We start from the raw sequence: 14,785 nt of genomic DNA, 5'->3' as shown, positions 1-14,785 counted from the left end.
GTCCGGCCGGGAGCCGGGCGGCTCCCGGCCGGGACGCGTGTTAGCGGTACAGTTCCGTCACCTTGTCGGCCTTGCGCAGGTTGACCAGGCAGGCCTTGTACTCCGGGATGCGGGTGTTGGGGTCGGCCACCGACACCGTCAGGCGGTTGGTGGCGTCGCCCACGCCCGGCGTGGTCCAGCCGAAGCAGAACGGCATGCCGACGAGGTGGAGGGTCTTGCCCGCGACCTGAAGCGGGGTCATGCGCACGGTGACCATGGCGATGGCCTCGACCTTGCCGCGAAGGCTCTCGATGACCACCGGATCGCCGTTTTTGATGCCTTTTTCCTTGGCCAGCTCCTGGCTGATCTCGATGTAGAGCTGGGGCTCGGCCTCGAGCAGGGGCGGGGTGTTGCGGGTGTCGCCGCCGCCGCACCAGTGTTCGGTCATGCTGTAGGTGGTCAGCACGATGGGGAAGCGCGGATCGCCGGGCTTGGCCAGCGCGTCCATGTCGCTTTCGGCCACCTTCATGCAGGGGTTGCTCATCTGGGCCGAGAAGGGGTTGACCGTGACGGGCGTTTCCGCCGGCTCGTAGTGCTCGGGGAAGGGGCCGTCCACGCGGCCGGGGCCGAACAGCTGGCCGTGGCCCTCGGTCTGCATGATGAACGGGTACACGCCTTTGGGATCGGCCATGGGCGCGGCCGGACCGTCGGGCACGTCGCCGACCCACTTGCCGTCCTCCCAGGCGATGACCGCCTTGGCCGGGTTGAAGGGTTTGCCGTTCACGTCCACCGAGGCGCGGTTGTAGATGATGCGGCGGTTGACGGGCCAGGCCCAGGAGTAGTTGGGATAGAGCCCGATCTTGGCCTGCATGGGCGTCTGGGCGTGGTCGCGGCGCTTGGTCAGGTTGCCGCCCGGGCCGTAGCTGCCGGCGTAGACCCAGCACATGCTGGTGGTGGAGCCGTCGGCGGCGAGCATCGGAAAGGCCGGCACCTGGTCGCCCTTCTTGTACTGCTTGTCGCCGATGGTCACGTCGCGGGTGAACTGGCCGTTGATCTTCCTGGCCACCAGGTCCGCGTCGTACTCCTTGTACCAGTCGAGGTTCTGGATGGGCGCGGGAAAGGCGCCGCCCTCCTTCTCGTAGAGCGCTTTGACGCGCTTGGTGATCTCGACGACCATCCAGCCCATGGGCTTGCTCACGCCCATGGGCTCGTAGCCCTTGTAGTGCCACATGTGCCAGCGGCCGGAGTTGGAGGTGGTGCCGTCCTTCTCGCCGCGCTGGCACGACGGCAGCATGAACACCTCGGTCTTGACGTTTTTGGGGTCGAAGCCCGGCTGCCGCCAGAAGGCGCAGGTTTCGGTCTCGTGGGCCTCGCCGATGACCAGCCAGTCGAGGTTGGTCAGGGCCTTCCTGATCTTGTGGGAGTTGGGCATGGACATGGCCGGGTTGTGGCCGTAGATGAACCCGCCCTTGATCTTGCCCTTGTACATCTTGTCGAACATGAACAGGCTGGCGTACTCGACGTTGGGCTCGATTTTGGGCACCCAGCCGTAGCCGAACTCGTTTTCCGCCGTGGCCGCGTCGCCGTACCAGGACTTCAGCAGGCTGACCACGTACTTGGGCCGGTTCTGCCACCAGTTGACGCTTTTCGTGTCCTTGCTGGCCGGCGTGTTGGCCTTGAGGTAGTCGGCCAGGGTCGCCCAGGCCGCGACCGGCACCGGGTTGTAGCCGGGCAGCGAATCGTAGAGCAGGGCGTGGTCCGTGGAGCCCTGGACGTTGGGCTCGCCGCGCAGGGCGTTGATGCCGCCGCCGGCCACGCCGACGTTGCCCAGCAGCAGTTGGATGATGCCGGCGCAGCGGATGTTCTGCACGCCCACGCTGTGCTGGGTCCAGCCCAGGGCGTACATCATGGTGGCGGCCTTGTCGGGCTTGCCCGTGGCCGCCACGGCGTCCCACACCTTCAGCAGGTTTTCCTTGGACACGCCGGTGATCGCCGACACCGTGCCGACGTCGTAGCGGTCATAGTGCTTCTTGAGCAGCTGGAAGACGCAACGGGGGTGCTGGTAGGTCTTGTCCTTGAGCACGACGCCGTTTTCGTCCTTGTCGAAGACCCAGGTCTTGCGGTCGTAGGTCCTGGTGGCCGGGTCGTAACCCGAGAACAGGCCGTCCTTGAAGGAGAAGCCCTCGGACACGATGAAGGAGGCGTTGGTGTAGTCCCGGACGTAGTCCTTGAAGTAGAGTTCCTTTTCCAGGATGTACTTCATCATGCCGCCGAGGAAGGCGATGTCCGTGCCCGAGCGCAGGGGCACGTGGAAATCGCTGCGGGCCGAGGTGCGGGAGAACTTGGGGTCCACGTGGATGACCGTGGCCCCGGCGTCCTTGGCCTTGAGCACCCACTTGAACGAGATGGGGTGGTGTTCCGCGGCGTTGCTGCCCATGATGAGCACCACGTCCGCATTCTTGATGTCGATCCAGTGCTGGGTCATCGCGCCGCGTCCGAACGACTCTGCCAGAGCCGGTACAGTGGGCGAGTGTCAGACCCGCGCCTGGTGGTCGATATGAACGACCCCCAGGCCCCGAAGCATTTGGTGCGCGACGGCGCACTCCTCGTTGTCCATCTGGGACGTGCCCAGGTGGAAGATGGACTCGACCCGGTTGACGGTCTGGCCCTTCTCGTTTTTCTCTATGAAGTCGCGGTCGCGGGTCTCCTTGACGCGCCGGGCGATGCGGTCAAGGACGAAGTCCCAGTCCTTTTCCACCCACTTGTCGCTGCCCGGGGCCCGGTACTGGGGCTTGAGGATGCGGTGGTGGCTCACGTGCATGGAATGGAAGGCCGCGCCCTTGGGGCACAGCGCGCCTTCGCTGACCGGATAGTCGGGATCGCCTTCGGAGCTTAAAAACTTGCCGTCCTTGACGAACATCAAAATGCTGCAGCCGCACGAGCAGAAGGGACAGGTGGACTGATACTCCTTGGCCCCCTCGATGCGCAGCTTGGTGGCGTACGCCGCCGCCGGACGGGGATCGAGCCCGAGGTCCCTAAGCCCCAGGCAGGCCAGTCCGGCCCCCGTCAATTTCATGAACCCACGTCGCGAAATGCCCATACCGCCTCCTTTTTCCGGTTCCCACCACGCCGGGCGGCCCTCCGCCCGACGGTCAGACTTATGTCGAATCAGGCACACTACTGTGTAGGGAAATCGGACAGGCAGGGTCAAAGGAATCCGGATTGCTTGAGCTTTGGCACTAACAGGCACGGTTTTTCCAGGAAAAAGACCTCTCTAGCCGAAAAGGATTCTTCAATTATCCATTTAGGTTATTTTAAATACAATAAAATAATCCGCTGTCACGGAAAAGTTTCCGTGACAGCGGCAGGACTTTCGCCCCGGTTGACGGCCGCGGGGTTTGTTGGCACGCCTGACTCGCTTGCGCCGGACGCCGTCCGCCCGATTCCGCGGCCGCCGCCGGCAAAGGGTCGCGCCATGGAACACGCTTGCTCCCTCGCCAGCGAACTCGACCGTCTGCGCCGCGAACGCCCCCACGTCCGGGCGTTCGTCGATCCTTTTCTGGGGCTGCTTGTGGCCCGGGAACCTCTTGTCGAGGCGCTGCGCTGCGCCGACGCCTCACGGCCCGGGTCGCGGGTGGACCCGGTGCGCTTGGCCCAAGGGGCGAGCCTCGAGGCGCGCGACGAATTTCCCCTGGACGAGGCCGCCCTGGAGCGCGCCTTCGAGGTGCTCCAGCCGGCCCTCGTGGCCGGGTTTCGCGATGTGCGGCCGGACCTCTCGGCCATCGGCCAGGCCGCCCGGGCTCGGGAAGGGTTCGTGGCCGAGGCCGTCCGGAACCTGCTGCGCGAGAAGAAGACGGACCTGGCCCGCCTGGCCCACAGGCTCGGCGTGGACGCGCGGGTGATGACGTTTTGGGCCACCCAGCTCGTCACGCCCCTGGCCATGGCCAGAGGGCGGCGTCTGGCCGGGCTCGTGGCCGAGGCCGCCTGGAACCGGGGCTACTGTCCGGTATGCGGCTCCTGGCCCGGCTACATGCGCCGCGACGCCGCCGGCGGCGTCATGACCTGCGCCTTTTGCGCCGCGACCTGGCGCTTTTCCCGGCGCGAGTGCCCTTTTTGCGAGGCCGCCGGCCCCACGGCCCAGGCCTACGCCGTGCCGGGCTTCGACGGCGAGCGCGTGGTGGCCTGCCGCCGTTGCAACCACTACCTCTCCGAACTGCAGGACGGAGACCTGGCCGACTACCCCTCGGAGCTGGCCGGCCTGGCCCTGGCCCCCCTGGAACTGCTCGCCCGCCAGCATGGCCATCTGCCCGGGGTCATGGACTGGCGGCAGATGCCCTGGGCCTGATTCCGGGAAGGAAACGGAGCGTTGCCTCCTTCCCGTTTTTCTTGTTGGAGGAAGGCCGGAACGAGGCCGCCGGGGCAGGGGCGGCAACCCGGGAAGACAAGACCGAATTTTTTTCCTATACTGCCTTTCGGGCGGCGCGACAGGGCAGCCGCCGCGCCGCTTGCGGCCGTTCTCTCTCCCCCTCAGCCCGGACACGAGGAATCTCATGCGCGCAGTCAAAACCGCCACCCTGGCCTACGGCGACAAGACCCTGGAACTGCCGGTCACCGTCGGCAGCGAGGGCGAAGTCGGCATCGACGTCACCTCCCTGGAAAAAGAGATGGGGCTTCTCACCTTCGACCCCGGCTACGCCAACACCGGGTCGTGCCTGTCGTCGATCACCTTCGTGGACGGCGAGAAGGGCATCCTGCGCTATCGCGGCATCCCCATCGAGCAGCTGGCCGAAAAGAGTTCGTTCATCGAGACGGCCATGCTGCTGATCTTCGGCAAGCTGCCCACGGCCGAAGAACGTACGGCCTTTCGCTTCCTGCTCTCCGAGCATGAGCTGCTGCACGAAGGCTTGCTCCATCATTTCGACGGCTTCCCCCCCGGCGGCCAGCCGATGGCCATTCTGTCCGCCGTCATCAACTCGCTTGGCAACTACCATCCCGAGCTGCTCGAAATCCAGAGCATGGACGACTTCACCATGGCCGTGGCCAAGCTCGTGAGCAAGGTGCGCACCATCGCCGCCTTCAGCTACCGCAAGTCGCTGGGGCTGCCGTTCATGTACCCGGACCCCAACCTGAGCTATTGCCGCAACTTCCTGCACATGATGTTCTCCGTGCCCAACCGCGACTACGAGCCCACCCAGCAGGCCGTCTCGGCGCTCACGCTCTTCCTCATCGTGCACGCCGACCATGAGCAGAACTGCTCCTGCTCCACCGTGCGCATGGTCGGCTCCACCCAGGCCAACCTCTTCGCCAGCGTGTCCTCCGGCATCTGCGCCCTGTGGGGGCGGCTGCACGGCGGGGCCAACGCGGCGGTCATCGACATGCTCGAGCAGATCCTGTCCGGCAAGCACAAGGTCAAGTCCTTCCTGGACATGGTCAAGCGCAAGGAGCGCCGCCTCATGGGCTTCGGCCACCGGGTCTACAAGAACTTCGACCCCCGGGCCCGGGTGCTCAAGAAGGCGGCCCACGAGCTGGTCTTCCAGTCGGGCAAGAACGACCCCATGATGGACATCGCCCTGGAGCTCGAAGAGACGGCCCTGTCCGACGACTACTTCAAGAGCCGCAAGCTCTATCCCAACGTGGACTTCTATTCCGGCATCATCCTGCGGGCGCTCGGCATCCCGGTCAACATGTTCCCGGTCATGTTCGCCATCGGCCGCATGCCGGGCTGGATCGCCCACTGGCGCGAGGAGAACCGCGACCCCACCACGCGCATCCACCGGCCGCGCCAGATCTACACCGGCCCGCCCCGCCGGCCCTACGTGCCCATCGATCAGCGCTAGGGCCGGTCGCCGGGCGTTGCCCCGCCACCGGGGGTTGCCCTGGACCCCGCCAGGGCGCTGCCCTGCACCCGCCAGGGCGTTGCCCTGCACCCGCCAGGGCGTTGCCCTGGACCCACTGGGGGGAGTCGCTCCCCCCAGTCCCCCCGGTTGGCGTGGGCGGGCGGAGAGGGCTGCGTGCACCGGTCGGGCCGCCGTTGGCGCAGCGAAGACGGGGGCGGAATTTCCCCTGCCGGTGCCGCCGCTTCGCGGCAGGCTCGACAGGGAAAATTCCGCCCCCGGGCCGTCGCCCCTGCGGGGCGAGTGTTGATGGAATTTTTGCTTTGGAAGCCTGGAATGGCTGAACCGGGTTGTCGTGATGACGGGCTGAATACGGTCTCCGGATTTTTCGTCGGAAACACCAGGAGCCGGGAGAGAGGGAAGAAGATGGCCGAGATCGCGTTGACGAAGGTCGCCATGGCCCTGGGCTTCGGCCTGCTGCTGGCCGTGGTCCTGGGCTTCGTCCTGACCCGCCTGGTCGAGGGCCGGGGCGGCAAGGGCGTGTTCCGGGCCTTTTTCCTGACGCTCGTGTGCGTCTACGCCCTGGGCTTCGCCGCCCGCTACGTCCTGGTCGAAGTCCTGCCCTGACGCCGCGTCCGCGCGCGTCGCATTCTGCCGCCTCGTCGCACCATGGCGGCTCGCGTGCCCGGCCGCGCACCGCCGTCCGGACCGTCCCCGGCTTAGTGCCAGGAGATGGTCAGCGTGCGCTTGCCCCACTGCATGGCGCCGCAGCGGTCGTCGCCGTAGAAGATGTCGATGGTCCTGTCGTGGCGGTCGTGCATGACGTCGAGGACCTTGTACTTGCCGGGCAGGCCCTCGATGGTGATGAGGTCGCCGCGGTCCAGGCCCATTTCCAGCAGGTCCGGCGAAACGGCCACGGCGTTTTCCTCTTCGCGCAGGGTGTCGCCCCAGGCCCCCCGCGTGGCGCGTTTCGCCTTCTTGCCGCCCACGGAGCAGTAGGCCAGGGCCTTGACCTTGAGCGTGTTGCCCCGTCCCTTGGCCGGGCCGCTGAAGAGGAAGTCCGGGTCGGCCAGGCGGCCGAAGGAGTCGGCCGCGCTTGGCGCGGCGGCGGTGACCGAGGGCGCGGACTTGGCCGCCTTGGTGCCGGCGCAGCCCGGCAGGGCCAGGGCCGTGACGAGCAGCGTCAGGGTCGTGAGCAGGGTATAAGCGTGTCGCATCGTCGCTCCATGGGTGCGACGCCGAGGGGGCCGGATGCGCCGGCGTCCGGAGGACGCCTTGGAGGCGGGAGGCCTATGAGCCCGGGCAAAGCCGGGCCGTCTCGGTCGTCCGCTTGTGGAGTGGCTCGCGTGGCGAGAGGTCGTGTCCCGGTCGCCGACAGCCGACGGCGGGACGTCAAGCGACATGGTCGCTTTGGAGGCGAGGAAGGCCGCGGGCGGCGCGGTCAGCCTGACAGGCCTGCGTGCCCGCCATCGCGGGCGGCCCGGGCGGATGGGACGCTGCGCCGGCCAAGCGGCTGCGGCCGTCGCCTCTAGTTTATCCATGCCTGGAAAGGGGCGGCTTGTCAAGGCGGAGGGAGGGCGGGGACGACCGGCGCGTGGCCGCCCCCGGGGGCCGGCGATTGCGCCGCGTCCGCGAAACCCCTGCCTGGGATTCCGCGGACGCGGCGTATAATCAGCTGTTGTTACTGTATTTTTTTACTGTTCGCATCGCGGCCCTAGCCGGCCTTGGGGTCGTCGTCGCCGGCCGGTTTGGCGGCGGGCGTCTCGGGCGTGTGCGGCTCTGGGGCGGCCTCGGGCTCCCTGGCAGCTTCCGGGGCTTTGGCCGCTTCCGGGGCGGGGCCGGCCGGGGGCGGCGTCGCGCCGGCGGCGGCTTCGGCCTCCTTGGCCGCTTCCTTGGCGGCCTTTTCCTCCTTGCGCGACTTGTCCACGAACCAGGAGACCCAGATGCCGACCTCGTAGAGCACGACCATGGGGCCGGCCATGAGGAGCTGGTTTATGGCGTCGGGCGTGGGGGTCAGGACGGCGGCCACGATGAAGCTCAAGAGAATGGCCCAGCGGCGGAACTTGCGCAGGGTCTTGGTGGTGACCAGCCCCAGGCTCGTCATGAAGAAGATGAAGACCGGCAACTCGAAGATGAGGCCGAAGGCGAACAGCAGGGTCACGGCCAGCGTGAAGTAGGCGCTGATGGTCGGCATGACCGTGATGTAGTCCGAGGCGTAGTCCACGAAGAACTTGAACCCGAACGGGAAGACAATGAAATAGCCGAAAAGCGCCCCGCCCACGAAGCACACCGCCGTAAAAAAGGCCACGGGCACGATGATCTTGCGCTCTTCCTTGTAGAGCCCCGGGGCCACGAACTGCCACAGCTGGTAGAAGATGAAGGGGCTGGCCACGAAGGCCCCGGCCACCAGGGCCAGCTTCATGACCGTGAAGAAGGTTTCCGGCAGGCTCGTGGCGATGAGCTTGCTCCCGCCCGGCATCACCTCCATGAGGGGCCGCAGCAGGATGCCGAGGAGCTGCTCGGCGAAGGCGTAGCAGGCGGCGAAGCCCACGCCCACGGCGATGAGGCAACGCACCAGGCGCGTGCGCAGTTCGAGCAGGTGCTCGAGCAGCGGCGCTTCCTTCATGTCGCCGGCGGCGGAGGCGCCGGCGGGCGACGGCGGGGCCGGCGGTGCGGCCGGTCCTTCCGGGGCCACGGCCTCGGGCAGCGAGGGGGCGGCGGCTTCTTCCCCGGCCGGGACGGGGGCCGGTCCCTGCGGCGGGACTCCGGCCCCGGCGGACTCGGGGCCGGCCTGCGGCGTTTGTCTCTCGGGCGTATCGGTCATGCGCTCCTCTTTTGCCGGCGTGGGGCGGAAAACGGCTTGGTTTGGCGCGGCGCGAACCGCGCCTTGCGGTTACGGCAGGAAGCGCCCCGGGTCAAGGGGCGGGGCGGAAACGGGCGGCCGGAGCGGCCTCACAGCTCGACCTGCACGCCGAGCTCCACCACGCGTCCCGGGGGCAGGCCGAAATAGGCCGTGGCCGGCCGGGCGTTGCGGGACATGAGCGCGAAAAGCGACTTGCGAAAGCCGGCCATCTTGGTCCTGCCCGTGGTGAGCAGGCTCTCGCGGCCGAGGAAGAAGGTGGTGTCGGCCGGCGGGTCGATGGGGATGCCCGTGTCGCGCGCCCGGGCCATGATGTCGGGCACGTCCGGGGACTCCATGAAGCCGTAGCGGGCCACCACCCGGTAGAATCCGGAGCCGAGGTCCTGGACGTCCAGGCGGTCGGCCTCGGGCACGGTGGGCGTGTCCGCCGAGGTCACCGTCAGGATGACCACGCTTTGGTGAAAGACCTTGTTGTGTTTGTAGTGGTGCAGAAGCGTCACGGGCGTGCCCAAGGGCGAGAGCGACATGAACACGGCCGTGCCGGGCACGCGCAGGGGATTTTTGGTGGCCACTTCCTGGAGGAAGGTGCGCAGGGGGACGGTCGCGGACAGGGACATGTCGCGCAAGGCCCGGCGGCCGTCCTGCCAGGTGGCCATGGCCGTGAACACGCCGGCGGCGATGAGCAGGGTGAACCAGCCGCCGTCGGCCACCTTCAGCAGGTTCGAGCCGAAATAGGCCAGGTCGAAGGCCAAAAACACCAGCACTGGCGGCAGGCAGCGGTAGAGCGGCTGCTTCCAGGTCCAGTGGGCCACGAAGAAGTAGAGGATGGAGGTGATGCCCATGGTGGCCGTGACCGCGATGCCGTAGGCCGCGGCCAGGCGGCTGGATTCCTCGAAGGCGATGGTGATGCCGATGCAGGCCCACATGAGGGCGAAGTTGACCTCGGGAATGTAGATCTGCCCTTCCATGGCGCTCGAGGTGTGCACGATGCGAAGCCTTGGGCAGCAGCCGAGCTGGATGGCCTGGCGGGTAAGGGAAAAGACGCCGGAGATCAGCGCCTGGGAGGCGATGACCGTGGCCGCCGTGGCCAGGGCGGCCATGGGATAGAGCAGGTTGTCGGGCACCAGGCTGTAGAAGGGGTTGGCCGCGATGGACGGGTCCAGGAGCAGGCCCGCGCCCTGGCCGAAATAGTTGAGGACCAGGCAGGGGAAGACGATGAAGAGCCAGGACAGCTGGATGGGGCGGCGGCCGAAATGCCCGAGGTCGGCGTAGAGCGCCTCGCCGCCGGTGATGCACAGCACCACCGCGCCGAGCACCACGATGCCGTGCAGGTGGTTGCGCATGAAGAAATTCACGGCGTGCCAGGGGTTGATGGCCCCGAGCACCTGCGGCGCGGCCATTATCTCCTTGACCCCGAGCACGGCCAGCACGCCGAACCAGACGAGCATCACCGGGCCGAAGACCTTGCCGATGCCGGCCGTGCCCCGGCGCTGCACCATGAACAGGCCGAAGAGGATGACGCAGGTGATGGGCACCACGAGCGGCTCGGCGGCGCTCGTGGCGACGTTTAGGCCCTCCACGGCCGACAGCACCGAGATGGCCGGGGTGATGACCCCGTCGCCGTAGAGCAGGCCCGCACCGACAAGTCCCAGCACGGCCAGGGTCTTGCGCACGTGGCGATGGCCCCGGTCCTTGGGCAGAAGCTCGATGAGCGCGAAGATGCCGCCCTCGCCCCGGTTGTCGGCGGCGGTGATGAACAGCACGTACTTGATGGTGATGACCATGGTCAGGGACCAGAAGATCAGCGACAGCACGCCGAACACGTTCTCGGGCGTCGCGTCGATGGCGTGGATGCCGTGGAAGCATTCCTTCATGGCGTACAGCGGACTCGTGCCGATGTCGCCGTAAACGACGCCGAGCGCCCCGAAAGCCAGGGCGAGGGTGTGGGACAGGGATTTTTCGGGGGCGTGGCCGTGGGTAGTCATGCGGCCCGGCTCCGGCGCGATCCGGCGCAGGCCGCGAAAGCATGCTGCTGCATGGGGCGGAGATCCTTCCGCCGCCGGGGGAGGCCCGGCGACGCGTCGCTATCTGGGGTGCGCGGAGCTATACCGTAAAACCGCCGTGCCCGGAATCCTGTTGCCAAAATGTCATGGACGCTTCGATTCTGCCGCATCCTGGCCCAACGTGTCCAGATACAGCAGGGTCGCGCCGCAGATGGCGAAGGGAAAAAGCACGATATTGACAATGGGGATGAGCAGGGGCGCGCCGAAGCCGAGCAGGGTCATCGGCCGCCCGGCGGCGCGGCGCAGCCGGGTCGCGAAACGCGGTTCCTCGCGGCAGAAGGCGAAGTCCATGAAATCGAAGGCCAGAAAGCCCGCCGCCGCCACCGGGGCCAAAAACTGGCCGACGACCGGCACGAACACCAGCAGCACGGGCACGGCGGCCACGAACACGGCCTTTTTGACTTCCTCGGCCATCACGCGCCACCAGGGCAACCCCGCCTCGGCGACTTTGCCGCCCCGGGCCGCGGCGAGCATCCGCCCGGCCATGACGTCGTACAGCGGCGAGGCCAGGATGTTGGCCGTGACCATGAACAGGAAGTACATGAGCGCCACGGCCAGCAGGTAGAGCAGGTACTTGGCCACATGGACGTAAAGCCAATAGAGCGCCCCGAGGAACCCTCCGGCGGCCGACGCCTCCGGGGACCAGAAAAAGGCCAGGATGCGGTCGCCCGAGGCCGCGAACAGCCAGAACCCGGCCGTGAAGATGCCCAGGGTCAGGAGGAAGGGCACGAGCGCCAGCAGCAGGTAGCCCTTGTGGGCGAAAGCGAAGCGGATGCCGCGGGCATGGGCCAGCACGGCCCTGGGAAAGGCGGTCAGCATGGGCGTCCTCCGATCCGGGCCGGCGCACCGGCCGCGTCAGCGCCTGTCGTCGTCCCCGTCCGGGGCGTCGGCGTCGGCGGTCGCGTCCCCGGCGACGGGGGCTTGCGGGGCATCCTCCTCGGGCACGGCCGCGCGCGCCTGGGGCGGGGCGGTCCTGGCCAGATGGCCGTGGCAGCCCTCGGCCTCGTCGGCCGGGGCACGCTCGATATGCGTCACCTGAAACGGAATGGTCAAGGTCGCAAGATCGACATGCTTCTTGGCCTCCTTGGAGGCATGGGCTTCGTTGTGCGCGGAAACGACGACATATTCCGTTTCCAAAACTTCCTTTTTCGAACGGAACCAGCGCGTTGGAACATGGTCCTTGGTGGCGAAATACACGCGAAACTTTTGCATGATGGGAAAACTCCGGAAGACACGCCCGCCTAGGCCGCCGAGGCGACGAAATCACGAACGGCGGCGGGGGCGTGAGGGGACGCACAGTACGTCAAGGCCGCCCCGGCGGCAAGGGATTTCCCGCGTCCGTCCCGCCGGGCGGGGACGGGCGCCGGAGCGCCGCTTGACGTTTCCGGTCGCCTGTTTCACTGCACCGGTAACAGGATGTTTCCCGGGAACGGAGGATGGCATGCGCTCTCTCATCATTGCCGCGACCCTGGCGGCCGCCGGCCTGTGCCTGGCCGCCGGGCCGTGCCTGGCCGGCGACGACGACGCGGCCCGCGCCCTGTTCGCAGCCAGGCGCCTGGCCTGCGCCTTCAGCCACGGGGTGGTCGCCGGCTTCTCGCCCCAGGGGGGGGTGAGCGTCAAGCCGCCGCTCGACCCCAACACGCCGGGGCTGACCATCGACATCGTGGATGCGGACAAGAAGCGGGCCAAGCTGGAGGAGGACGACCGGGAGACGGTCGGGGCCTTCGCCGCGAGCCCCACGGGCCTGCACGTCATGGCCCGCTACCCCGACGGCGGCATGGCCCTGGTCACGGTCTACGCCAAATATTCCGGCGCGTCCGACAATTTCTTCATGGTGGCGTCGCACCACGAAACGGGCACCATGCCGAAGATCAGCCAGCGCTACGGGCTGTGCCGGGTGGCCGAGACGCCGCCCTTCGGGCCTACGCGCGCGGCGACGACGCGACGGCCGCGCGGGAGCTCGCACCGCTGGTCGCCTCGGGCAGCCCCGCGGCCATGCACCTGCTCGGCCTCATGCGCGAGACCGGCCGGGGCGGGCCGCGCGACCCGGCGGAAGCGGCGCGGCTCTACCGCAAGGCGGCCGAGGCCGGCAACGTCCCGGCCATGACGGCCCTGGCCGTGCTGTACCTGCGCGGCCAGGGCGTGCCCCGCGACGACGGCCTGGCCGGGCAGCACCTCAAGCGGGCGGCAGAGAAGGGCTCGGCCCAGGCGCTTTTCCTGCTCGGGGCCATGCGGCTCGAGAGTCGCGGCGGGCCGCCCTCGGACGCGCCCGGCTACCTGCGCCGGGCGGCCCAGGCCGGTTCGGGCCAGGCCGCCTTGATGCTCGGCGAAATGCTCGTGGCCGGGCGTGGCGTAGCGCGCGACCCGGCCGAGGCTTACCGCCTGGCCCTGGCGGCCCGGGAGCGGGCCGGGGGCGACGCGGCCCTGGCTTCCCGGCTGGACGCCCTGGCCGCCTCCGCCAAGGAGCGGCTCGATCCGTCCGTTGCCCTGTCCGTCGCGGCCAAGGCCGGCAAGGCGGCGGGCAAGGACGCGCCGCCGGACGGCGGCCGGGCGCAGCGGCCCTCCACGGGCTCGGGCTTCGTGGTCAGCCGCCTCGGACACGTGCTGACCAACGCCCATGTGGCCGACGGGTGCGGCCGCATCCTGGCGGTGGTGGACGGGAAGCGGGTCCCGGCGCGTCTGGCCCGCCTGGACCGGCAAAACGACCTGGCTCTGCTCGTTCTGGAGACCGCCCCGGCCAAGACCCTCGTTTTCCGCGAGGGCGGGGACCTCCCGGAAGGGGCGACGGTCTTCGCCGCCGGCTATCCCGGTCAGGCGGCCGCGACCGGCCGGATGCGTGTGGTTTCGGGCCGGGTCCGGACGCTGGCCCCCCAGGCCGGGCCGCGCGGCGGCCAGGCGGTCACGGCGCAGGTGCTTCCCGGCAACAGCGGCGGGCCGCTCCTCGACGCCGCCGGGCATGTGGCCGGCGTGGTCAGGGCCAGGCGCGACACGGAAAAGGCCCGGGAGAGCCTGGGCGAGGCCCCGGCGGACATGGGGTTCGTGGTGCCGATTTCCGTGGTCAAGGCCTTCCTGGCCAGGGGCCAGACGCCGGTGGCCGTTTCCCCTTCCGACCGTGTCCTGGACGCCGCCGCCGTGGCCGAGGCGGTTTCCGGCGCGGTCGTGCCCCTGTGGTGCCTGCCCGGCGAACGCTGAGGAACTCCACGCAAAAAAGCCGGCCCCCCGAAGGGAGCCGGCCTCGCGTCGCAGCTGCGTGTTTCGCGCGAAACTAGAACTTGTAGGTGAAGCCGAGAGCGACCTTCCAGGCGTCGCCCTGACGGGCCTTGTCGGCCAGACGGTGGCCCCAGACGCTGGTCTGGAAGTCGCCGTGGGCCCAGCCGGTCTCCATGACGGCGGCCAGATTCTCGTAGATCTGGTAGGTCGTGTCGATGTTGGCGCCCATGACGTACTCGTTGGTGGTCAGGTCGCGACCCATGGTGAAGTACGGGTTGCTGCCCATGTAGGTGTTCAGGTAGCGGATGGCCGCCGGCGAGTTGTTGCCGCGCAGGTAGATGAAGGTCACGCGGTTGGTCAGCTTCTCGATAAACGAGATGTTGTTGAGCGAAGCGCCGATGCCGTAGGAACCGATGGGGTTGACGCCCATGTTGCCCTGCTTGAGCAGCTCCTGGGAGCAGTCGAACAGGAAGCTGTTGCCCGGGCCCCAGTTGGTCATGACCGAAGGCATGCGCTCGGAGCCGTTGCGGGTGGAGCTGTCCTCGCCGGTGGACCACCAGGCGAAGACCTGCGGGGTCAGCACGTCCCAGCCGGTGTACTCGGCGCCGAGATCGATGAACCAGCCTTCGCGGCGGTCCTTCTTGCGGTCGGCCTGGTTGCCGGCGCCGTAGATCACGTCGGCGTAGAACTTCACCGGGTCGAGCGCGGTCACCTCGAAGGTGCCGCCGGCCCACCAGTAGGCGTTCTGGGCGTTGCGCATGCCGGTGGGGGTCAGGAAGGTGCCGGCGGACAGCAGGCTGTCGGCGAAGGTCGAGTTGGGGCCGTAGGAGCCGGCGGTG

Annotated in this window: 11 protein-coding genes and 1 pseudogene; 5 read left to right on the top strand and 7 right to left on the bottom strand. The window is 68.2% G+C overall.

Annotation, left to right across the window (positions count from 1 at the left end; all coding sequences use genetic code 11):
• Positions 1–40: 40 nt before the first annotated feature.
• Positions 41–3,079 carry a formate dehydrogenase-N subunit alpha gene (gene fdnG, locus Q1K70_RS10455; protein WP_300158820.1) on the bottom strand — a complete coding sequence of 1,013 codons (3,039 nt, stop codon included), beginning with the start codon at positions 3,077–3,079 and terminating at the stop codon, positions 41–43.
• Between the two features lie 375 nt (positions 3,080–3,454).
• On the opposite strand from fdnG, the gene Q1K70_RS10450 reads away from it, so the two are divergent.
• From Q1K70_RS10450 to Q1K70_RS10440, 3 genes are all read left to right on the top strand, one after another.
• Positions 3,455–4,324: a formate dehydrogenase accessory protein FdhE gene (locus Q1K70_RS10450; protein WP_300158817.1), complete on the top strand. Its 870-nt coding sequence runs from the start codon at positions 3,455–3,457 to the stop codon at positions 4,322–4,324.
• A 205-nt stretch (positions 4,325–4,529) separates the two neighbouring features.
• A complete protein-coding gene (locus Q1K70_RS10445) occupies positions 4,530–5,816 on the top strand; it encodes a citrate synthase (RefSeq protein ID WP_300158814.1) in 1,287 nt (428 codons plus the stop codon).
• Between the two features lie 423 nt (positions 5,817–6,239).
• Complete coding sequence (locus Q1K70_RS10440; RefSeq protein ID WP_300158811.1) at positions 6,240–6,440, top strand: hypothetical protein; 201 nt, start codon at positions 6,240–6,242, stop codon at positions 6,438–6,440.
• A gap of 92 nt (positions 6,441–6,532) precedes the next feature.
• On the opposite strand, the gene Q1K70_RS10435 is transcribed toward Q1K70_RS10440, so the two are convergent.
• The 5 genes from Q1K70_RS10435 to Q1K70_RS10415 form a co-directional block, all read right to left on the bottom strand.
• Positions 6,533–7,030 (bottom strand): hypothetical protein, encoded by a 498-nt coding sequence (locus tag Q1K70_RS10435; protein ID WP_300158809.1) that lies wholly within the window; start codon positions 7,028–7,030, stop codon positions 6,533–6,535.
• A gap of 497 nt (positions 7,031–7,527) precedes the next feature.
• A complete protein-coding gene (tatC, locus tag Q1K70_RS10430; RefSeq protein ID WP_300158806.1) occupies positions 7,528–8,637 on the bottom strand; it encodes a twin-arginine translocase subunit TatC in 1,110 nt (369 codons plus the stop codon).
• Positions 8,638–8,765: 128 nt separating this feature from the next.
• Positions 8,766–10,658 (bottom strand): KUP/HAK/KT family potassium transporter, encoded by a 1,893-nt coding sequence (locus Q1K70_RS10425; protein ID WP_300158804.1) that lies wholly within the window; start codon positions 10,656–10,658, stop codon positions 8,766–8,768.
• Between the two features lie 162 nt (positions 10,659–10,820).
• On the bottom strand, positions 10,821–11,555 hold the full coding sequence (locus tag Q1K70_RS10420) for an EI24 domain-containing protein (protein ID WP_300158802.1): 735 nt from the start codon (positions 11,553–11,555) through the stop codon (positions 10,821–10,823).
• Between the two features lie 36 nt (positions 11,556–11,591).
• Positions 11,592–11,948 carry a hypothetical protein gene (locus tag Q1K70_RS10415; RefSeq protein WP_300158799.1) on the bottom strand — a complete coding sequence of 119 codons (357 nt, stop codon included), beginning with the start codon at positions 11,946–11,948 and terminating at the stop codon, positions 11,592–11,594.
• 229 nt (positions 11,949–12,177) lie between these two features.
• On the opposite strand from Q1K70_RS10415, the gene Q1K70_RS10410 reads away from it, so the two are divergent.
• Positions 12,178–12,843 carry a hypothetical protein gene (locus tag Q1K70_RS10410; protein ID WP_300158796.1) on the top strand — a complete coding sequence of 222 codons (666 nt, stop codon included), beginning with the start codon at positions 12,178–12,180 and terminating at the stop codon, positions 12,841–12,843.
• Entirely contained in the window at positions 12,732–13,928 is a 1,197-nt protein-coding gene (locus tag Q1K70_RS10405; protein WP_300158793.1) for a tetratricopeptide repeat-containing serine protease family protein, read from the top strand. Before Q1K70_RS10410 ends, Q1K70_RS10405 begins: the two co-directional genes overlap by 112 nt.
• A 73-nt stretch (positions 13,929–14,001) precedes the next feature.
• On the opposite strand, the pseudogene Q1K70_RS10400 reads toward Q1K70_RS10405, so the two are convergent.
• Positions 14,002–14,785: pseudogene (locus Q1K70_RS10400) on the bottom strand (hypothetical protein); the annotation flags it as partial.

This window comes from Solidesulfovibrio sp. (genome assembly GCF_029978005.1).
Classification (GTDB): domain Bacteria; phylum Desulfobacterota; class Desulfovibrionia; order Desulfovibrionales; family Desulfovibrionaceae; genus Solidesulfovibrio.
Note: the sequence above shows the minus strand (reverse complement) of the source record. Positions and strands in the feature narration are given on the sequence as shown.

Excerpts from the sequence above, each read along its gene's own strand:
- Q1K70_RS10435 (WP_300158809.1), bottom strand. The coding sequence starts at position 7,030 with ATGCGACACGCTTATACCCTGCTCACGACCCTGACGCTGCTCGTCACG.
- Q1K70_RS10450 (WP_300158817.1), top strand. The coding sequence starts at position 3,455 with ATGGAACACGCTTGCTCCCTCGCCAGCGAACTCGACCGTCTGCGCCGC.
- Q1K70_RS10415 (WP_300158799.1), bottom strand. The coding sequence starts at position 11,948 with ATGCAAAAGTTTCGCGTGTATTTCGCCACCAAGGACCATGTTCCAACG.
- Q1K70_RS10440 (WP_300158811.1), top strand. The coding sequence starts at position 6,240 with ATGGCCGAGATCGCGTTGACGAAGGTCGCCATGGCCCTGGGCTTCGGC.
- Q1K70_RS10410 (WP_300158796.1), top strand. The coding sequence starts at position 12,178 with ATGCGCTCTCTCATCATTGCCGCGACCCTGGCGGCCGCCGGCCTGTGC.
- Q1K70_RS10405 (WP_300158793.1), top strand. The coding sequence starts at position 12,732 with ATGCACCTGCTCGGCCTCATGCGCGAGACCGGCCGGGGCGGGCCGCGC.
- Q1K70_RS10420 (WP_300158802.1), bottom strand. The coding sequence starts at position 11,555 with ATGCTGACCGCCTTTCCCAGGGCCGTGCTGGCCCATGCCCGCGGCATC.
- Q1K70_RS10445 (WP_300158814.1), top strand. The coding sequence starts at position 4,530 with ATGCGCGCAGTCAAAACCGCCACCCTGGCCTACGGCGACAAGACCCTG.
- tatC (WP_300158806.1), bottom strand. The coding sequence starts at position 8,637 with ATGACCGATACGCCCGAGAGACAAACGCCGCAGGCCGGCCCCGAGTCC.
- Q1K70_RS10425 (WP_300158804.1), bottom strand. The coding sequence starts at position 10,658 with ATGACTACCCACGGCCACGCCCCCGAAAAATCCCTGTCCCACACCCTC.